This window comes from Dermacoccus nishinomiyaensis (genome assembly GCF_900447535.1).
GTDB classification, from domain to species: Bacteria; Actinomycetota; Actinomycetes; order Actinomycetales; family Dermatophilaceae; genus Dermacoccus; species Dermacoccus nishinomiyaensis.
Genome location: NZ_UFXX01000001.1, coordinates 1,751,391 through 1,771,074 on the forward strand (window position 1 = coordinate 1,751,391; position 19,684 = coordinate 1,771,074).

The following is a 19,684-nucleotide window of genomic DNA, read 5'->3' on the forward strand; positions in this document are numbered from 1 at the left end:
ACGCGCAGGGGTGCAGGCCTACGCTGGGGGCGTCCCGACCATGTGCTGGAGCTCACCGATGACCGATTCGCACCATGCCTCGTCCCATCCTGTCGGCTCAGGAGGCGCGTGAGCGGATCGCGGCCGTCGAGCAGTTCATGGTCGCGTACCGCTCGGCCATCGACGAGATCGGGACGAAGCTGCGCGTGCTGCAACGCGAGTTCACGCACACCGGCAGCTACAGCCCGATCGAGAGCGTCAGCACGCGCCTGAAGTCGATGGAGTCGCTGCTGCGCAAGGCCCGCAAACGCGACTGCCGCCACCTCGACGACGTCCGGGCGCGCGTCACGGACATCGCCGGCATCCGCGTCATCTGTTCGTTCACGCATGACGTCTACCGTGTCCGCGACCTGTTGCTCGCGCAGGACGACGTCACGCTGCTCGAGCAGAAGGACTACGTCGCGCACCCGAAGCCGAACGGGTATCGCAGCCTGCATCTCATCGTCGAGGTGCCGGCCTTCTTGTCGACGGGCCCGCAGCCCGTGCCCGTCGAGGTGCAGTTGCGCACCATCGCCATGGATTTCTGGGCGAGCCTCGAGCACAAGATCTACTACCAGTACGACGGCGACGTGCCCGCGCACCTGCTCTCGGAGCTGACGACGGCGGCGCACACGGCCAGCCGTCTCGACGCCGACATGGAGAGGCTGCACCACGAGTTCAGTGCGCTGCGCACGGCGAACTCCGCCGATGACGATCACGTGCTGCCCGAGATGCTGCAGCTCATCAGCTACTTCGACAGTTCGTCGGAGCGTCACTGAGGCGAGGCTCAACCCTCGTCCGACTCGCGCGTGTAGGCCGCGGCGCGGGTGATGTCGTCCTCCTCGAGGCCTGCTCCGACAGCGCCGCCCAGCGTCGCGAGTGACGCCGTCATCCAGGCGCTCTCGACGATCTTGCCGATCGACCACGACTGATCCGACAACTGCTGGAACGAACGCCCGTCGAGCAGCAGGAAAGCGGCGGCGAGCGCCAGCAGGAACACGGCGAGGTAGAAGACGCTGACGCCGATCGTCATCGTCAGGGCTGTGGCGACGTTGAAGAGCATCACTTGTTCGCGCTCAGCCTTGCGGCGCGGGCGTTCCCACAACTTCGCCCCGACGATCAGCGAAACCGCTACGGCCACAACGGCGACCACCGACAGCAGGCCGAGCCTCCACGGCCCGTAGTTCGTGGCGAGCACCCAGATGTCGGGCGTGATGAGCGTGAGCGCGCCGGCTGCCGCCGTCACCGCGATGAGTTGGCTGAGGCGCAGCGCGAGCGTCAGCGGACGGTTGGCTCGCACGAGCCCGAGCAGCACGCCAACGTTGCCGCCGAGCACGCGCGCCGCGAACTGCACCGGGTTCTCGTCGTCGCGCCCCTCGACGTCCTCGGCCCGCTGGCGGGCACGGCGGTCGATGTCGCCGCTCGTGTCGTCCTCGTCGAAGTCGAGCAGCTCCTCGACGAGACGCACGCACGCGGCGCGCACCTTCGTCGCCACCTGCACGACACCGAGGTCCGGCACGACGACGAGCCCGACGCCATGGACGGGCGACAGCTGCGTCTGCACGACGCGGCGCCCGTCCTTGAGCGGCAGATCGGTGAGGACGAGCACGAGATCCCAGTTCTCGTCGAGCATCCGATCACGTGCCGTCTCGATGAGGTCGAGGGGCGTGACGGGCGGTTCGGCGAGACGATCTTCGACGACGACGAGGTTCCACTCGACCTGCGGGTACTTCGCCGCGAGCGCCTCCGTCACGTCGGACGCGAGCGTCGCGCTCGTCAGCGCTGCGGGTGAGACGACGAGCCCGACGTCGAGGACAGGGCGATCCGACGGGTCCGACGGCGCGGTGTCCGGTCCGGAAACGTCTCCCCCGGAGGCCATCCCGGCCGGGCGTTCTCCCGCCGATCGGAGGGGCAACTCGTGTGTCGCGTCGTCATCATGCACGTACCCATGATGCGCCATCAGCGCGCCGCGCTCATCCTTGCCGCCGGGACGCCGGGGTGCGACGTGCCGCCCTGCCGCCTCGGCGCGCGCCACATCACGCCACGACGATCGGGTACGCGCTCGACGTGGCGATCGACGATTCTGCCGACCGCATGACGGAATACGTGCGCCGCGCATGTCATTGAACCGAGCATGAAGGCAATGACGTACTCCCGCTACGGCGATGACAGTGTTCTCGAACTGCGCGACCTCGACACCCCGCGCGTCGGCCCCGGTGAGGTGCTCGTGCGCGTCAAGGCGGCGAGCGTCAACCCCGTCGACTGGAAGGTCATGTCGGGCGGGCTCGACCCGCTCATGATGACGGTCTTCCCCGCCGTTCCGGGCTGGGACGTCGCGGGCGTCGTCGAGGCCGTCGGGCTCGACACGCCCGAGTTCCACGTCGGCGACGAGATCATGGCGTACGCCCGCAAGGACGTCGTGGCCGGTGGCACGTTCGCCGAACTCGTCTCCGTGCCGGTGCGTACCGCGGCCCGCAAGCCCGCGTCGATGACGTTCGAGGAGGCCGCCTCGCTGCCCCTCGCCGGGCTGACGGCGTACCAGACGCTGACGCGTCTCAACCTCAATGCCAACGACACGCTGCTCGTGCACGGTGCGGCCGGCGGCGTCGGGTCGTACGCGGTGCAGATCGCGAAGCACATCGGGGCGCGTGTCATCGGCACCGCGTCCGAGCGCAACCACGAGTACGTGCGCGGCCTCGGGGCGGACGACGTCGTCGAATACGGTGACGGCCTGGTCGAGCGTGTGCGCGCCATCGCACCCGACGGCGTGACGGTGAGCGCCGACTACGTCGGTGACGTCGAGGAGCAGACGATGCAGCTGCTCACCCCGGCCGGGCGGCACGTGTCGGTCGCCGACCCGAGCGTCGCGCTCAATGGCGGGCTCTATGCGTGGGTGCGCCCGAGCGCCGAGGATCTCGCGAAGCTCGCGCAACTCGTCGACGACGGCGCGCTGCGCGTCGACATCGCCGCGACCTACCCGCTCGAGCGGCTCGCCGATGCCTTCGCCCAGAGCCGCGAGGGCCACACGCGCGGCAAGATCGTCGTCACCCCCTGACGCATCTCGTCCAGCCGACGAGTTCCGCCGACCGTGTGGCGGGCTCGTCGGCTCGATGGTGAACCTGCTGATGTCGCACCCCGAATTCCCGGCCACTTCGCACCCCCTACCGCCTGGTAGCGGCCTAGCGTTGAAGCATGAGAACTCGGGGGATCGTCAGCATCACGTTCATCGCCGGCCTCGCAGCCCTGACGGCGTGTTCGTGGGACGACGGGTCTAACCCGGCGTCGTCCACGGCGACAGCGTCCACCTCGGCGTCGACCACGCCGTCATCGACCTCGTCGCAACCCACCACGTCGACGGCGGCGTCCTCGAGCGCGCCGACTTCCACGCCGGCCCCGACGTCGAGCACCGCCGCCCCCACGACGCCTGCGTCGTCGACGGTGGCGCCGCAGCCGACATCCCCGTCGGCGACGCGCAGTTCGCCGACGTACAGCGCGACCTCCGAGCGCCCGCCTGCGCCGGGTGATCCCACGCCGAGCACCGTGAGTGGTGTGACGTTCGGGCGCGAGCAAGTTCTCACGCCGGGCAGCCCGGTCATCGCCGATGGCATCGGCAAGGTCAAGCCGTCGACGTTCGCCATCACGTCGCACCACACGATGTACGTGACGGACGTCGTGTGGAGCAGCTGGGGCGACCAGGTGGCACGTGCCACGGGCATCGCCGAGAACGGCGAGAACTCCGATTCGATGGTCGACCTGCCGCGGCAGAAGGCGTACATCACGGCCAAGCTCGGCACGTGCCGCGGGCGGCCCGCGTACACGAAGGTGGCGTGGAACTTCACGTCGTTCGAGAAGAACGAGACGAACCTGCAGGGGTGGTACAACATCTGCGACCTCGCGTCGAACTGAGTGCCGGCGCCGCATGGAAGACCGCGCGGCTTGGACGACCGAGCTGACTGCTCGCCCCGGTGGAATGTCGGACTCGGTGTCGAGATCCTCGCCCCGCAGGGGTGCGGAGAGCTCGAACACACCGTTGATGTCGCCACGGCCGCGTGCCCTGCACGCGCGCGGGTCCCGGACGTCGAGGACCGCAGACTCACCCTCCGACGAGGTTCGCGGCTGCGTGTTTGTCGTCGGCGTCGCACCTTCGTAGACTCGTGACGATGGTGGAGGACGAGCCGTTCTGGCATGACGACGAGCACGATGACCTGCTGGCTGAGGAAGAAGCCAACCGGTCTCGTCGTCGCGCGTTCATCGGGGTGGTGACGGCGTCGATCATCGGTGCCGGCGCGTTGGTCGGTGCCACCATGTTCGCGAAGAACTACGGCAGCAACAGCGACTCCGAGCTCCCGGCCTCGGTGGCGTCGAGCGCATCGGCCACGCCGTCGAATTCATCGTCTGTTTCGTCGAGTTCATCGAGCTCGAGTTCGTCGTCCTCCTCGAGCACGTCGACGACCTCGTCGAACCGGCCGACCGCGGAGGCCACGACGGTGGCACCGACCACGGCGCCCACTCGCACCGCGCCGACGACGCGCGCGCCCCGCACGACGACGACGCGCGCGCCTCGCACGACGACGAAGCCGAAGACGACCTCGTCCAAACCGAAGCCGACGTCGACGAAGCCGACGACGAAGTCGACGACCACGGCGCCGTCGACCACCACGACGATGAAACCCACCACGACGTCCGCACCGCCGCCGACGACGCAGGCCCCGACGACGCCTACGCCCACGCAGCCCCCGGCGACGACGCCGCCTGCTCCCGAGCCGACCAATACGCTCGGCACCGGAGGCCCCGAGGCTCCGAAGACGGCCGCCGCGAGCGGGTCAGCACCCTGATCTCAAATCTGGAAGCACGCTGAGCTGTCGTCAGCAACCTCCTCATTCGCTCAACAACCGGCCGGTGTCGTCGCGGGCGTTGAGGATGAGGATCTGGATGCCGTCGATGACGCCGTAGGCGACCATGAACACGCTGAGCATCGTGCAGCCGGGCACGAAGATGCCACTGCTGAACACCGCGAGGTGGATGCCGCCGCGGCGTGAGTCACCGGCGTAGAACCGGCCAAGGCCCGCCCAGCCACCGACGATCTGCAGGAGCCCCGCTGTCGTCTTCTTGCGCGGTGAATGCTGCGGCACGGATGCGGGCTGCGTCGGCCATGCGCGGGGTTGCCATGGGCCGGGTTGCCAACTTCCCTGATGCCACCCCGCCGCGGTCCACTCCCCAGGAGCCCACGGCCCAGCCGACCAGGCTTGCGGGGGGACGGTTCCGGGCGTCCACGGCCCTGAGGCCCATGCGTCCGACGACCATGCGCCCGAAGACCAGGCGCCGGGCATTGGCTGATCGTGGTTCCACCCGCTGTCGTGGTGGCCCCGAGCGTCAGGCGCGAAGCTCTGAGTCGGGGGCATGTGGGGTGCGTCGATGGGCGGGCCGTAGCTGCCTACGCGCGGGTGAGCCGGTGGGAGCGGGTACGGCAACGACGTGGGCTGCGGTTCGGGTGCGGGAAACATGACGTCAGTCTTGCGACGCCACGACCGGCCGCGCGTTCGTCATCCACAGCCGACACCGTCCACAGGCGACGCTGCGGCTGGAACAGTTGCACAGCGCCCGTCATCTTCGCCGACAACGCCCGAGGCGCCCCACCCTGTTCGGGTGAGGCGCCTCTCTGCGGTGCGCGTGTTCGTCAGTCGCGCAGGGCGCTGATGACGCTCGTGATGAGCATGAGCAGGCCCGCGATGATGCACAGCGTCAGCCCCCAGCCGCTGCCGGCGCTGAACCCGGCGAGGCCGTTCGCGCCCTGCTTCGCCTCGTCCAGCTTGTCACGGACGTCGAAGTAGTCGTAGACGGCGACGGCCGTGGCGATACCGCCCAACGCTGCGCCGGCCCACATGACGGGCTTGCGGATCTTGCCGAGCGCCCGCAGCACGCCGAGAGCCAGGGCGATGATGGCGGGGATGAGGACGAACCAGCCGTCCGTCACCTTGTTGTCATCACCTGCGGAGTCGGAGTTGGGGATGTTGCTCGACTCCATGCCGATGCCGTTCGTCGAGGCGTTGAAGTTGCCGAGCGTGCCGGCGTCGATCTTCAGCCACATCCAGGTGCCGAAGACACCGATGATGGCGAGGAGCGAGGCGGCAACGAGGCCCCAGCCGAGCGTCTTGCCGATGCCGGGGCGGGGCTTGTCGGCCGTCGCGCCGTTCTGGGGCGCGTACTGGTTCTGCGTCACCGTCTGGCCCTGGTTGTACTGCTGGCCGGGGTTGTAGGCGGCGCCCTGCTGGTTGGTGTTGGCGTATCCAGCCTGCGCGCCGGAAGCGTAGCCCTGCGGCGAGGAGTTGTAGCCGCCGTTCTGCTGGGCGGGCTGACCCTGGCCGTTCTGGCCGTAGGGCGCGCCCTGCGGAGCCGAGTTCCACTGGCCGCCCTGGCCGTTGGGCGTGGAGTTCTGCGGCGCCGAGCCGTAACCCGAGCCGTACTGGCCCGAGGGGTTCGAGCCCTGCTGCCCGCCCGACGTCTGGTAGGTGCCGCCCTGCGGATCGGAGCCGGGAACCGGCGGGTACTGGCCGGGGCCGCCGGCGGCCTGGCCGTACCCGTTCGAGCCCTGCGCGTTCGAGGCGTTGTGCGGCATCGCGCGGGTCTCGCCCTCGTTGGCAGCGAACTGCCCGCCGAGCCCGCCTGCCTGGTGCTGACCCTGCTGACCCTGGACCCTGGCTCTGCCAGGTCGACTGGCCCTCGCCGGCCTGCTCGTGCGAACCGGCCGACGCCATCTGCGTCGGCTGCTCGTTCAGGTCGTCGTTCGAGTTGGACATCGCGGTTTTCCTCCCGTGCCACGGACGTTTGATGGCTCTTCACGAATGAGGGTGTAGCGCGGGTCTGAACCCTCCGGCTTCGAGCAGCGACCGAGCGATGTAGTGGGTGAGGTTGCGGAAGCCGAGGGCGGAGCCGCGGAGGTGTTCGAGTCGCCCGTTGATGGCCTCGGTCGGGCCGTTGCTGGTGCCGGGGCGGTCGAAGAACGCGAGGATGTCGCCCGCCCGCTGCTTCATGGTCCGGCCGAGCTTGCGGACCTCGACGAGCACCGCGGGAACGCCGCTGCTGATCGCAGCGATCACCTCCTGCATCATCGCCTTCGCTTTCTTCTTGTCGGGCTCCCGGTAGGCCGCGACGATGCGCTGGTAGATGCCCCAGGTCGCCTCGACCTCGACGTGCTCCTCGCTCGCGAACACTGCGTCCAGGCGTGCCCGCTGCCGGTCGGTGAGCAGGCTCGCCCCGGTATGCAGGGTGCGGCGGGCTTTGTAGAGCGGGTCGCCCTTGAGCCCGCGGTGACCGGTGGTGTCTTGCTGGACCCGACGCCGGCAGACATCCAGCGCGTCGCCGGCGAGGCGGACCACGTGGAACGGGTCCATGACGGGGACGGCGTCGGGGAGTTCCTCGGCGGCAGCGGTCTTGAACCCGGCGAAGCCGTCCATCGCGACCACCTCGATCCGCTTCGCCCAGTCCGCAGGGCGGGCGGCGAGCCACTGCTTGAACACCGCCTTGGAGCGGCCCTCGACCATGCCCAGCAGCCTCGCCGGCCCGGTCTTGTTCCTCGCGGGCGTGAGATCGATGATCACGGTGACGTACTTGTCGCCCAGCCTCGTGTGTCGCCAGACGTGCTCGTCGACACCGATCGTGGTGACCCCGTCGAACCGGGCGGGGTCGTCGATCAGGCGCCGCTTGCCTTCCGCGAGGACGGCGGTGTTCGCGGCACTCCAGGACACCCCGAGACCTGCGGCGACGCGGGTGACGGTGAGGTGGTCGATGACGATGCCCGCAGCGCCCACTCCAGGCCGCCGCGGGAGATCTTCGCACGCGGCGCCGCTGCCCGCGTCATGTCCTGCCGCCACGTGCGCCGGCAGTGTCCGCACCGGTACCGGCGCACCCGCACCAGCAGGGTCGTCGGCCGGTGCCCGAACGGCTCGTGCGCCAGTCGACGCGTGACCGTGTCCCGCGGCACGCCCTCGACACCGCACTTCCGACACCACGGGTCGTCCCCGACGACGCGGCATTCGATCGTGGCCCGATCCGGCTCGATCAGCTGGCCGACGGCGACGAGGCCGAGCTCGTCGAGGCGGCAGAACGTGGTCAGGTCAGGGGTCGCGAAAGTAGGGTGGAGCACGTCGAGGTCTTTCGGGATGGCGAGCGTGAAGAACTTCCATCATCCGGGAGACCTCGACCCCTACCCGGCCACCGACGCGCTCAACCGATTACACCCTCGTTCGTGAAGAGCCCGTTTGATCCACACATTAGAGGAACCTGGGAGCTCATCGGTTCCAACTGGCGGGTAACGCCGTGTCGTGGGCGTATCGGTCGCCGTCAGGGCGGTGGACGACGGGACCGTCTGCCGTCAGTTTCGACGGGATACGTCGCGGGTGTCCGCTCGACGCACGTCGAGCGAGCACACAGACCCGTCGGGCGAGCGCGCGCCTCCGCCGGGCCCTTCGAGTGGCGGCGATGACGGCGCCAGCTCAGCGTTCGTGGGCCTCGTCGATGCGTTCGAGGATGGCGGCGGCGAGGGGTTCGGGGTGGAGGTCGCTGATCCAGTGGCCGGTGTTCTCGAGTTCGACGAGGCGGTAGGGGGCGTCGACGTAGGCGTGGGTGAGGTGGGCGGCGGTGTGGCCGAAGGCGAAGTCGTCGGCGCCCCAGACGTACGTCGTCGGGATGGTGCAGGGGCCGAGGTCGGCGGCGTCGCGGGGGCCGTAGGCGCGGTAGTAGTTGAGGGCGGCGTCGAGTGCGCCGGGTTCGGCGAGGAGGCGGGCGTGTTCGTCGAACGTCGCGCGGGGCAGGTCGTGGCAGCCTTCGCGCAGGCGGCGCCAGTCGTCGGCCATGAGGTGTTCGGCGGCGTCGGGTTCGCGGAACGTCTTGATGTACTGCATGGCGTCGCGCTGGGATTCGTCGGTGGCGATGGCGTCGAGCATGGCCTTGGGGTGGGCGGTGCTGACGGCGGTGTAGGTCGCGAAACGTTCGGGGTGGCGGATGGCGGCGAACCACCCGATCGTGCCGCCCCAGTCGTGCCCGACGAGGTGCGCGCGCTCGATGTCGAGGGCGTCGAGCAGGCCGATGATATCGCCGACAAGTTCGTCGATCGCGTAGTTCCCGGCACCCTGGGGGCGCGCTGCGGACGAGTATCCGCGCAGGTTCGGGGCGATGATGCGGTGGCCGGCGTCGGCGAGTTGCGCTGCGACGAAACGCCATTGGGCGTTCGACTCGGGGAAGCCGTGCAGCAGCATCACCGGCATGCCGTCGTCGGGGCCGGCGGTGGCGACGTCGAACGTCAGGTCGTCGACGGTGACGGTGCGGGCATGGCCCCAGGGGGCGGTGGGCTGGGTCGAAGCGCTCATGGTTCGACGCTACTCGTCGGGTGGTGGCTCAGTTCAGCTTGCGGCCGTAGGGGTCGCGCACGGAGCCCGTCAGCATGAGGATGGCGTCGATGAACGCCCAGATGCTGACGCCGACGAGGATCGGGAAGCCGACGAGGATGAGCGTGCCGAACAGGCCGATGAGGCCGAGGGCGAGTTGGACGCCCCCGGTTCGCGTGTCGCCGATGTAGAAGCGGCCGACGCCGAAGTAGCCGAAGAAGAGCTGCAGCAGGCCGGCGGCGATCTTGGACTTGTCGGAGAGCGGTTCGCCCGTCATCGGGTCGATCAGGCCCGACGCGTAGGGCATCTGGCCGGGTGCGACGCTGGGCTGCACGGGGCCCTGCCACGACCCGTAGGCCTGGGGCTGTTGGCCTGGGAACCGCTGGGCGGTCGGCCCCTGCCATGCACCGTTGCCCTGCTGGCCGTATCCCGGCGCGCCGCTCGGGCCTTGACCGTAGCCGTCCTGCCACGACGGACCCTGGCCGTACCCGGGCGAACCCTGACCGGAGGGCGCGCTCGACGGGTACGGCGAATACGGGTACGGCTGGTCGGCGCCCGCGGCCCATCCGCCGTGAGTCGCGCCGGCCGAGTCGATGTAGGGCGCGTCGGCCCGGTAACCATCGTCGCCGGCCGGGGTGCCGCCGTGGTGCCTGTCTCGCGCAGCTGCGTAGCCGTCAGGGCGCGCCCCAAAAGGCCCTGATGCGTGGGGCATGGCCTGCGTGTCGTCGTGACGATGGGTGCCGCCGTAACCCGGGTCGTTACTCATGTCTCAACTCTGGCACGTGCGGGCGGTCACGAGGCGCGAAAGCGCTCGTAGTGGATCTGTAGCAGGTCGGGGTCGGGCCGGTCGGCGCGGCGGCGAGGCACGACCATGAGCGGCCTGCCGTGCAGCTTCTTGATGCCGTGCTCGAGCAACGGGCCGTCCACCTCGCCGAGGATGTCGGCGCGTACCTCGACGCGTAACTCAGGTGTCAGGCCGAGGATGCCGACGTCATAGGCGGCGTGATGGATCTTGCAGAGCGCGAGCCCGTTGCGGACGGAGGCGATGCCACGCTCGTGGCGGTCTTCGACGATGTGCGCGGCGTCGAGCAAGGGGCTGTGCCGGAGCTGGCAGACGGCACATCGTGATTCGTAGGCTCGCATCACCATGCTGCGGAACACCGGCTGATGCAGGCGGCGATAGGTTTCTTGGCGCAGGTATCGACGCAGGACTTCTTCCATCGGGGATTCCGTCGCCTGGAGGTGCTGCAACCCATCCGTCGCGACGACGAACTGTTGCTGTGCCACCTCCTCACCGATGAGATACACCGGGTAGACGGGCTTGTACAGCGCCGGACCCACTCCCCAGAACCAGATCAGGGGCACCCGGCGAAGCATCGCTTCTCGCAGAGCCCGGTTCTCGGGGTGATCGGGGTCGTCACCACGCCACTTGTACCGCACGAGACCGTCAGGGCCGAGGTCGTCGTCGTACGGGCGGTCAGCGCCGGCAGGACGATAGGTCGTTCGGATCGACAGCGCCGCCGTGAACTGTCGCGGCTTTCGGATCCCCCGTTGGGGATCCATGAGTCTGAAACCCTGGCCTTCGAAGGTGAACTCGGCGATCTCCTCCGACGTCAGCGCGTCGAGGCCGTCATTGGTGCGAACGGCCAGCCAGCGGATCGCTGCGGCCCGCAATGCATCCTGGGTGGCCTCTGGCCATACGTCAGGCACTCAGATCACCGCCCATACGCTCGACGCCAGCTCACGCACCGCGGAGAGGGCACTCATCTCTCGATCCGCGGTGCATCCGGGCGCTCGTCCAGCTCTGGGACCTCGACGACGGGCACTTCTTCGACGGGCAGACGCATGAGGCTCGCGAGCAGCTCCGCGAACGATTTCGCGGTCTCACGCGCCTCACCCTCTCGCGCCCACGAGCCGAACTCGAGGTGGAGGTCGGCGTCGGTCGTCACGATGGTGACGGCCAGCGGTTTGTCCTCGTGATCCGTGACGCGGACGAAGCGGATCTTGTCGTTGTCGATCGTGTGCTCGGCCTCCGCGGAACTCTCGAAGTTCTTCGGCGACAGGACATACGTCCGCTGATCGGTGACGGCCACCCATCGACGACGACCGATGTCGGCGATCGAGAGACCGCCCGCATCATTGACCTCGGCGAAGGCGATGAGGCGTTCGGCGGGCTCAGTGACCCAGGGCAGCCCTCGCAGAACGGTCTCGGGGATGTCACCCTCGATTGCGACTCTGCTCGGAGCAGGGAAGGCCTCGACGCCGGGGAGACCGAGCCGTCGTCCGAGGTCGTTGACGATGGCGGCGAGGTGCGCGCTCGAGGCAGCGTTGGCGCGGCCAGCCGAGCGCTCGCGGAAGGAGAGCGTGCGCTTGGGGGCGCTCAGCGTCGTGGCGAGGTTGAGCTCCCGTCGCAGGTCGGCGAGCAACGTCGTCGCCCTCTCCCTCTGCCGGGCACCTTCGGTCTCAGCCTGCTCGACGAGGCGATCGCGGCGTCGGGCCTCGCGCTCGTCCTCGCCGGCGTGCAGGGCTGCGTTCGCCGCTTCGAGGAGGCGGAACATGCGCAGCGTCTCCGTCGCAAGGACGAGGGCCTGTGCGTTGCGGACCACGTCGGGGCGCTGGAGGATCTGCTGACGGGCCGAGTGTGAATCCGCCTGAGACAGCGCATGCTCGTGACCGGCGACGGTGTGCTGGGAGCGGTCGACGTAGGCCTCGAGGTCGGGGCGCAGATGGCGAATGCCACCCATGATGGAGTCGGTGACCGCGCCGACGTGCGTCGCCATGTCGTACGCCTGGTTGATCGCCTTCGTGGCACCCGTGATCTGAGACCAATGGTCGCTCTTGATCGCGTCGAACACGCCTTCGGTGAGTTTGAGGTTCTCCTCCGCGGTCCGCTGAATCTGGGCCATCTGCGCCTGCATCGCGACCATCGCGAGTGCGCCGCCGGCCGAGGCGGCGATGGTCGTCGCCTGCGCCCCGCCGGCTGCGATGAGCCGGGCTTGGCCGACGATCTTGCCGTCCTTGACGAGATTGCCGGTGAGCTGACCGCCGCTCATCATGGGCTGGGCGCCCTTGGCGATGAGGTCGAGTGACTGCGGGGCGAAACGAAGCAGCCCCTGTGCCTGGGCGATGCCGTTCGCCGTCTGTGCCGCCACATTGCCCCAGCCGAGGGCCGATGCAGCAGCTGAGGCGATCTGCCCCCGGGCGCCGGGGTCGATCAGATCCATGGGGAGCAACTCGACCCCCTCGGGCACCGCATCACCCACGACGACGGCGACGCCGGGCTCGATCTCGATGATGGCGCCCCGAGCGTCTGCCTCGGCGCCGCTGGACTCTGCGGTCATCACAACCCCTCGTAGTAGCGGCGAACGGCCTGAGCCATGAGCTGGCGGCGCTCGGCCAGGAAGCTCTCGTAGTCGTCGACGGAGACGTCACGGATGTTCGCTGGGACGGCGTTCTCCGCGAGGTTGCGCGCGAGATCGTCGGCGTCCGTGATCTCCCCCAGCTTCAGCACTCCGGTGGCGATCTGCTCGTCCACCATGCCCATGTATTCGGCCGGGGACCGCTTGCCGATGCTGATGTTCACCGACGTCTCCGTCAGCGCGAAGTTGGCGACCTGGTTGTAGTCGCGGCGGTCGGTGACACCGTGCGTCTGCAGGTAGGCCTTGGGGACGATGTGATGGATGTCGCCGGAGTTCTCGTGCATCGCGGTGACGGTGATGCTGCGCGAGAGAAAGCCGCGCTTGTTGGCGTGGATCTGCGATGCGAGGAACGCCTGGAACGCCGGGGCGCTCGTCGACGGTGTCTGGAGCGCTGACGGCATCGTGACGTTCCAGTAAGCATCGCTGAGGGTCGACTCTTCGAGCTGCCTGAGGTAGGCCGCCGCTCCCATGGAGGCGATGCGCCGCATGTCGAGTTCCCACGTCGTCTCGAAGCTTCCGGAGTGACGTCCCGTCAGCATCGACATGACGAACCATCGACGGACGATCCTCTTGCGCTCGCCCTCGGACATCGACGTGTCCTGGCGCAGACGTAGGTAGAGGGCGTAGGCGAAGTTCAGCGCATTCTTGGAGCCGATCATGCTGGGCGTGATGAAGCCTGCCGACTTGATCGTCATGACGAAGTTCTCGAACTCGTACTGGTTGACGATCTTCGCCAGGGCTGCTTCGAGCACGTCGTAGGCCTGCGGGATCCGGTCCGGGTCCAGCGTCCGAGTCTCGGGATCGCGACCCGACAGCTCCCCCACGATCGACGACGCGCGCCCGCGGCTGAAGCCCACGAGACCGGCCACGCGGATGATGTCGCCGTAGTTGGGGTCGTACAGATCCTCCGAGACGTTGCGGAGCCAGGCGATCTTCTCCAGGTAGCCCGAGGCACCGAACTCGACGTCGTTCTCCTTCATGTCGTCGTACGCGTGCGGCGCGACCGACAGGTGTGCGAAGTAGTCGATGAGCTTGCGCAGGTTGCGGCCACGGTCGCCGTACGTGGCGATCTTGCTCATGGCGAAGTCGGCACTGCTCAGCGGCACGCCCTTGGAGTTGATGCGGATGAAGATCTCGGACACCGTCTCGACGTCGAGGTCGTCGCTGAGCGAGATGATGCCGATCTGAGCGTTCTTGATCTTGCTCAACCGTTCGAGGTTTCTGCCCACGGTGGACTTGTCGACGTCGGGGTTGCGCGTGAAGTAGTCGTTGAAGAACTCCCAGGTGGAGTCGAGGCACATGAACTCGGAGATGTCGGAGACCCACTCGGGATCCTTCGCGATCACCGGGGTCGCCGTCGCGAACTCCTCCTTGACCGGGTTGAACGCGATCGTGATGCGCTTCTGGCGGTACCGCTTGTCGATGACCTTGAGCCCTGCCACGGCGGCACGCAGAGCCGTGATGCGCTGCTGCCCGTCGATGAGGATCTGCTGATGAGCAGCCACCTGCCCTCCCTTGAGCTTCGCTCCGACCGACTGCCACGTGATGAGGTAGCCGACGGGGTAGCCCTTGTACAGGGAATCCATGAGATCGCGCACCTTGACGCTGTCCCACACGAACGGCCGCTGCAGCTCGGGGATCGCGATCTGCTCGCTCTTCACCAGGTTCAACAAGGTCGCGACGTCACGTTGCTCGACGGAGTACTTTGCCATGTCACCGAGGCTAGCTACCCCGCACGCCTTCCGGGCATGGAGACAACACTTTCGCCGCCATTGGCGGGCACCCTGAGCCGCCTGATGCCAGGCAGAACCCTGGCCAGACACGGGACCTCGCCGGTACTCTCGGTGCGGTGTGGTCGCATCAATCTCGAACGGTGAGGGAATCGGTTGGCTGGTCTTCGTTCCCACCGACAGTCCTCAGGAGCGCCCACCCGTTTCCACATGAGGAAGGCGCGGCATGACGGCTCGGCTCACGACGTACCAAGCGAAGTACTACGCGCACGAGCTGCAGCGCAGTTACGCGAACAATCACGTCGGCAAGCTCGCCGGCCTGCTGTTCGATGCCCAGGTGGAGCCGAAGCCGCACCAGATCGACGCTGCTTTGTTCGCGTTGCAGACGCCGTTCCTGCCGGGCGTGATCCTCGCTGATGAGGTGGGTCTTGGCAAGACGATCGAGGCGGGCATCGTCATCTCGCAGTATTGGGCCGAACGCCGCCGCAGCATCCTGATCGTCGCCCCGTCGAGCCTGCGCCAGCAGTGGCAGCAGGAGCTGTACGAGAAGTTCCTGATCCCGTCCGCCATCCTCGACCCGAAGTCGAAGGACTCGCTGCTTGACGCTGCGGGCGGTCGCTCGGCGCAGGTGTTGATCTCCTCGTATGAGTTCGCGCTCCGGCACGAGACGTTGCTGCTGAAGGCCTGGGATCTCGTAGTCGCGGACGAGGCGCACCGGCTGCGCAACTACTGGACGGGTAAGACGAAGGCCGCCGAGGCGGTGGCGCACATCGTCAAGGGCGCACACAAGACGGTGCTGCTGACGGCGACGCCGCTGCAGAACAAGCTCGAGGAGCTGTACGGGCTGGTCTCGATCTTCGACCCGGACTATTTCTATTCCCTTGATGCGTTCCGGGAGCGGTACGTCAAGAACCGAGACCTTGGCGGTGACGACGACCTGGTGGAGCGTGTCGCGACAGTCTCGAAGCGTACCTTGCGCCGCGAGGCTGACAAGTACATCCACTTCACCAAGCGCCTGCCGCTGACGGTTGAGTTCACCCCGTCGCCCGACGAGGCACGGCTCTACGACTTGGTAAATGACTACCTGCAGCGCGACGAGCTGTTTGCCTTCGCCGGGAGTCAGCGCCACCTCTCTGCCCTGATCATCCGCAAGCGTCTCGGCTCGTCGACCTACGCGGTCGCGAGCACGCTGGAGAACATCGCCAACCGTCTGGCCGATGAGGTTGCCGCTGGGCAGCGCCGCGACGGCCGTGGTGGCCTCGTGGCAGCAGACTTCACTGTCGACGACGAGATCACCAGCGAGGAACTGGAGGAGGCCGACGAGATCGACGGCGCGGGCACAGGTGCCCGGGCGTCGTCGTTGCCGCTAGACGAGTCGTTGCTGGAGGCGATGCGTGCCGAGGTTGCGGAGCTGCGCGAGTACGCGGCTCTGGCTCGTTCGATCACCGAGAACCAGAAGGCGGTCAAGCTTGGTGAGGCGCTCGATCTGGGCTTCGAGCGGCTGCGTGAGCTGGGTGCTCCTGAGAAGGCCATCATCTTCACCGACTCGACCAAGACGCAGGAGTATATCGCGCGCTCGCTGCGGGAGGCCGGTCGCGGCAAGGGACTCGTTCTATTCAACGGTTCGAACAACGGGCCGGAGCAGACCGCGATCCACCAGGCGTGGCTGGAGAAGAACAGAGACGGCGACCTGATCACCGGCATCGCCGCCGTGGATCGTCGCAAGGCGCTCGTGGACTACTTCCGCACTGAGGGCACGATCATGATCGCGACCGAGGCTGCGGCAGAGGGCATCAACCTGCAGTTCTGCTCGATGCTCGTCAACTACGACCTGCCCTGGAACCCGCAGCGGGTCGAGCAGCGCATTGGCCGTGTGCACCGCTTCGGGCAGAAGCACAACGTCGTCGTCGTGAACTTCTCGAATAAAGGCAACGTCGCCGAGCAGCGCATCCTGGAGTTGCTGACCAACAAGTTCCAACTGTTCTCCAGCGTCTTTGGCGCCAGCGACGAGGTGCTCGGCGCGATCGAGGACGGGCTGGACTTCGAGAAGACGATCAGCGACATCCTCACCCGCTGCAGAACCGCTGACGAACTGGACTCCGCGTTCAAGGAGCTGGAGGCGCAGTACGCGGGCGAGATCTCGCGCGAGATGGCCAGCGCCAAGGCGAAGGTCTTCGACAACCTCGACCCCCACGTCCAGGATCGCCTCAAGGCCTACGACACGCAGTCCGGCGAGGTGCTCAACAAGTTCGAGCGCTTGCTGCTCGCGGTAACCCGGCACGAACTCGACCAGCACGCCACCTTCGAGGGCGACGGGCGCACCTTCGTGCTGAACCGGACCCCGGTGAAGGACGCGCCGACCGGGCGCTACTTCTTCAAGTCCCAGCCGCTGGAGAACGCCCACCAGTACCGTTACGCGAGCCCGCTGGCCCAGCACGTCGTTGAGACCGCCAAGACCCACGACACCCCGGCACGCGAGCTGACGTTCTCTCTCGGCCAGTCGGAGCGTGTGAGCAGCGCGATTCGTGCGCTGGAGGGCACCAGCGGCGAACTCACCGTCAGCGTTGCGACCTTCCGTATGAGGGCGCGCGACGAGGATGTCTCCGAGTCCTACATGCTGACCGGCGCCCTGACCGATGACGGTCAGTGGCTCGATGAGGAGTACGTCGCGGACATCCTCGACCTGGCCTGCATCTCGGTTGGAGAGCAGCCCGTGGCGATCGATGCGGCACACTTCACGCCGCACCTTGATGCACGACGGGCGGAGCTGGAGAAAGAAGTCCAGGGCCGCAACTCCCGCTACTACGACCAGCAGGAGGAACTGCTCTACCGCAACCAGCAGGACCGCAAGTCCGAGCACGAGGGTGCCATCCGCGACTACCGCGCCAAGGAGAAGGAAGCCCGTAAGCTCGCCCGGCAGGCCGACGACCCGATGGAGCAGCTGCGGCTCAAGAAGGAGGCCCGGAAGTGGGAGCAGCGTGCCGAGGAGGCCGACGAGGACTTCCGCGAGACACGCAAGAAGCTCCGGGCTGAGGCGGACAAGTATCTCGAGCTGATCGAGCAATCGCTGCGCGGAACCCAAGACATCCAACATCTGTTCACAATCCGTTGGAGGATTATCCCGTGACCGACGAGATCTACGAGACGCCTGCCTCGACGCCGAACTTCAGGACCGAACTGGCGGCGCAGCTGGCCGAGCTGGTCCCCGAGGCCATCGCCGACGGCAAGGTCGATGTCGAGAAGCTCAAGGAATTGCTCGACGGCGACGTAGCCGACAGCAACGAACGGTTCGGACTCTTCTGGCCCGGCAAGAAGCGCGCCCTCCGTGCGGCGCAGGAGCCGACCACGGCGACGCTGAAACCCGACTTCGACAACTCGAAGGACTGGGACACGACGCAGAACGTCTTCATCGAGGGCGACAACCTCGAAGTGCTCAAGATCCTGCAGAAGCACTACCACGCGAAGATCAAGCTGATCTATATCGATCCTCCGTACAACACCGGCAAGGACTTCGTCTACCCGGACAACTACAAGGAGGGCCTCGACACCTACCTCGAATGGACGCGCCAGGTCAACGAGGAAGGCAAGAAGGTCACGACCAACGCCGAGACCGAAGGCCGCTACCACTCCAACTGGCTCAACATGATGTACCCGCGCCTCAAGCTCGCGCGGAACCTACTCACCGACGACGGCGTCATATTCATTTCGATCGACAACCATGAGCACGACAACCTGCGGAAGCTGTGCAACGAGGTGTTCGGCGAAGGCAACTTCATCGAATCCATCGCTTGGAACAAGCGGATCCCCAAGAATGATAAGGGCATAGGAAGCATTCACGAATACGTGCTGGTCTATGCGCGCTCGCTCGCGGATGCCCCGGAATTAACCGTCCGCAAGGATGGTCTTGATGCGATCTATGAACTTCTAAAGCGGCTCAAGGACAAGAAGACGCCCCTGGCGGAGGCGCAGAAGGAAATCCGTCACCTCTACAAGAAGCAGGGGTACGACCGCGGCATCACGCTCTACAACGCCCTCGATGCGAATTATCGGCTCTGGGGAAAGATCAATATGAGTTGGCCGAACGCCGATACTTTCGGTCCCCGGTACGACGTGTTTCACCCGGTTACAGGTCGCCCGGTAAAGGTTCCAGACCGTGGCTGGCGGTGGAAGGAGGACACCTTCAAGGAAGCTGCCGGAATCGTGGATGGCAAGTACACGAGCGTACAGCCGACACACAATGGCGGGTACATCTGCGGACGGGTCTGGTTCTCCGCCGATGAGAACATGCAGCCGAGCTCGATCAACTACCTCGATGAGGTCGACCGCTTCCTCCTTCGCTCGGTCCTGTCGATGAAGAGCGACGGAGGCATCGAAGTCGAGCGGATGTTCGAAGGTAAGAGCTACTTCTCGTACCCGAAGCCAACTGCGCTACTCCGGACTCTGATCTCAGCGGTTCCGTTGCGTGATGGAGATACAGTCCTGGATTTCTTTTCGGGCTCAGCGACGACTGGGCATGCGGTCATCCAGCTAAATGCTGAGGATGGCGTAAAGCGTCGTCATGTGCAGGTGCAGCTCCCCGAGCCAGTCGTTCCGGGAAGTGCGGCCGCGAAGGCAGGATTCTCCGATCTCGCTGAACTCGCCCGCGAACGACTCCGCCGGGTCGCGGCCGAACTTGGGACATCGGGTGTGGCGCAGGGCATGGACCTCGGTTTCCGTGCGTACACCCTCACCGACACGAACTTCTCGAAGTGGCGGCTCTCGAGCGATGTCGAGGAGGACGCGTTGCAGCAGCACCTGCTCAGTCTTCGTGACAGTGCGACTGACGATGCTTCGGCCGATGAGCTACTCACTGAGATCCTGCTCAAGCAGGGTTACTCGCTAACCGAGGCCGTCTCGCCCGACGAGGTTGGTGGCCTGGACGTCTGTCTCGTGCGGGATCGTGACGGTGACATCGCCGTGCTGGCGTACCTGAATGAGCACGTCAAGCCGACGCTCGAGCAGCTTCGTGCGTTCGTTGACGAGTCTCCGACGCGGATCATCGTGCTTGAGGACGCGTTCCAGGGCGACGACGAACTCAAGACCAACCTGGCCCAGCTCGCAAAGAGCAAGGGCATTGAGATCTGGACGGCCTGAG

15 protein-coding genes and 1 pseudogene are annotated in these 19,684 nt (G+C 66.8%); 5 read left to right on the top strand and 11 right to left on the bottom strand.

Features of this window, described 5'->3' with window-relative positions:
- Positions 1-74: 74 nt before the first annotated feature.
- Complete coding sequence (locus DYE07_RS08135; protein WP_115296730.1) at positions 75-797, top strand: GTP pyrophosphokinase; 723 nt, start codon at positions 75-77, stop codon at positions 795-797.
- A gap of 8 nt (positions 798-805) precedes the next feature.
- Here the strand turns inward: DYE07_RS08135 and DYE07_RS08140 are convergent, their stop codons facing one another.
- Positions 806-1,960 carry a hypothetical protein gene (locus DYE07_RS08140; RefSeq protein ID WP_237723845.1) on the bottom strand — a complete coding sequence of 385 codons (1,155 nt, stop codon included), beginning with the start codon at positions 1,958-1,960 and terminating at the stop codon, positions 806-808.
- A 192-nt stretch (positions 1,961-2,152) separates the two neighbouring features.
- On the opposite strand from DYE07_RS08140, the gene DYE07_RS08145 reads away from it, so the two are divergent.
- Positions 2,153-3,073 carry an NADP-dependent oxidoreductase gene (locus DYE07_RS08145; protein ID WP_115296731.1) on the top strand — a complete coding sequence of 307 codons (921 nt, stop codon included), beginning with the start codon at positions 2,153-2,155 and terminating at the stop codon, positions 3,071-3,073.
- A 124-nt stretch (positions 3,074-3,197) separates the two neighbouring features.
- On the opposite strand, the gene DYE07_RS08150 is transcribed toward DYE07_RS08145, so the two are convergent.
- Positions 3,198-3,548 carry a hypothetical protein gene (locus DYE07_RS08150; RefSeq protein ID WP_131940258.1) on the bottom strand — a complete coding sequence of 117 codons (351 nt, stop codon included), beginning with the start codon at positions 3,546-3,548 and terminating at the stop codon, positions 3,198-3,200.
- 10 nt (positions 3,549-3,558) lie between these two features.
- Between DYE07_RS08150 and DYE07_RS08155 the strand changes: the two genes are divergently transcribed.
- Positions 3,559-3,924, top strand: coding sequence for a hypothetical protein (locus DYE07_RS08155; protein ID WP_147286904.1), 366 nt, complete (start codon positions 3,559-3,561; stop codon positions 3,922-3,924).
- Between the two features lie 412 nt (positions 3,925-4,336).
- Here the strand turns inward: DYE07_RS08155 and DYE07_RS14735 are convergent, their stop codons facing one another.
- The 9 genes and pseudogenes from DYE07_RS14735 to DYE07_RS08205 form a co-directional block, all read right to left on the bottom strand.
- Entirely contained in the window at positions 4,337-4,801 is a 465-nt protein-coding gene (locus DYE07_RS14735; RefSeq protein ID WP_160126161.1) for a hypothetical protein, read from the bottom strand.
- A 94-nt stretch (positions 4,802-4,895) separates the two neighbouring features.
- Entirely contained in the window at positions 4,896-5,150 is a 255-nt protein-coding gene (locus tag DYE07_RS14740) for an NINE protein (RefSeq protein WP_006943521.1), read from the bottom strand.
- Between the two features lie 545 nt (positions 5,151-5,695).
- Positions 5,696-6,634 carry a mediator complex subunit 15 domain-containing protein gene (locus tag DYE07_RS08175; RefSeq protein WP_006943500.1) on the bottom strand — a complete coding sequence of 313 codons (939 nt, stop codon included), beginning with the start codon at positions 6,632-6,634 and terminating at the stop codon, positions 5,696-5,698.
- Between the two features lie 220 nt (positions 6,635-6,854).
- Positions 6,855-8,161, bottom strand: a pseudogene (locus tag DYE07_RS08180) (ISL3 family transposase).
- 349 nt (positions 8,162-8,510) lie between these two features.
- The gene (locus DYE07_RS08185) at positions 8,511-9,383 is read right to left on the bottom strand and encodes an alpha/beta fold hydrolase (protein WP_115296734.1); all 873 of its coding nucleotides are present in this window, start codon (positions 9,381-9,383) and stop codon (positions 8,511-8,513) included.
- A 28-nt stretch (positions 9,384-9,411) separates the two neighbouring features.
- Positions 9,412-10,167 carry a TM2 domain-containing protein gene (locus DYE07_RS08190; protein ID WP_202775038.1) on the bottom strand — a complete coding sequence of 252 codons (756 nt, stop codon included), beginning with the start codon at positions 10,165-10,167 and terminating at the stop codon, positions 9,412-9,414.
- Positions 10,168-10,193: 26 nt separating this feature from the next.
- Positions 10,194-11,111: an HNH endonuclease gene (locus tag DYE07_RS08195; RefSeq protein WP_115296735.1), complete on the bottom strand. Its 918-nt coding sequence runs from the start codon at positions 11,109-11,111 to the stop codon at positions 10,194-10,196.
- A 53-nt stretch (positions 11,112-11,164) separates the two neighbouring features.
- A complete protein-coding gene (locus tag DYE07_RS08200) occupies positions 11,165-12,742 on the bottom strand; it encodes a hypothetical protein (protein ID WP_115296736.1) in 1,578 nt (525 codons plus the stop codon).
- Positions 12,742-14,532, bottom strand: a complete 1,791-nt coding sequence (locus DYE07_RS08205) for a GmrSD restriction endonuclease domain-containing protein (protein WP_115296737.1) — start codon at positions 14,530-14,532, stop codon at positions 12,742-12,744. Before DYE07_RS08205 ends, DYE07_RS08200 begins: the two co-directional genes overlap by 1 nt.
- Positions 14,533-14,776: 244 nt before the next feature.
- Here DYE07_RS08205 and DYE07_RS08210 point away from each other — a divergent pair, with 244 nt between their 5' ends.
- Positions 14,777-17,677, top strand: coding sequence for an SNF2-related protein (locus DYE07_RS08210; RefSeq protein ID WP_115296738.1), 2,901 nt, complete (start codon positions 14,777-14,779; stop codon positions 17,675-17,677).
- Positions 17,674-19,683, top strand: coding sequence for a site-specific DNA-methyltransferase (locus DYE07_RS08215; RefSeq protein WP_115296739.1), 2,010 nt, complete (start codon positions 17,674-17,676; stop codon positions 19,681-19,683). The genes DYE07_RS08210 and DYE07_RS08215 overlap by 4 nt, the downstream gene beginning before the upstream one ends.
- The last annotated feature ends 1 nt before the right edge of the window (position 19,684 follow it).

Coding starts and splice junctions, on each gene's coding strand:
- DYE07_RS08190 (WP_202775038.1), bottom strand. CDS start 10,167: ATGAGTAACGACCCGGGTTACGGCGGCACCCATCGTCACGACGACACG.
- DYE07_RS08205 (WP_115296737.1), bottom strand. CDS start 14,532: ATGGCAAAGTACTCCGTCGAGCAACGTGACGTCGCGACCTTGTTGAAC.
- DYE07_RS08210 (WP_115296738.1), top strand. CDS start 14,777: ATGACGGCTCGGCTCACGACGTACCAAGCGAAGTACTACGCGCACGAG.
- DYE07_RS08175 (WP_006943500.1), bottom strand. CDS start 6,634: ATGCCGCACAACGCCTCGAACGCGCAGGGCTCGAACGGGTACGGCCAG.
- DYE07_RS08185 (WP_115296734.1), bottom strand. CDS start 9,383: ATGAGCGCTTCGACCCAGCCCACCGCCCCCTGGGGCCATGCCCGCACC.
- DYE07_RS08135 (WP_115296730.1), top strand. CDS start 75: ATGCCTCGTCCCATCCTGTCGGCTCAGGAGGCGCGTGAGCGGATCGCG.
- DYE07_RS08200 (WP_115296736.1), bottom strand. CDS start 12,742: ATGACCGCAGAGTCCAGCGGCGCCGAGGCAGACGCTCGGGGCGCCATC.
- DYE07_RS08145 (WP_115296731.1), top strand. CDS start 2,153: ATGAAGGCAATGACGTACTCCCGCTACGGCGATGACAGTGTTCTCGAA.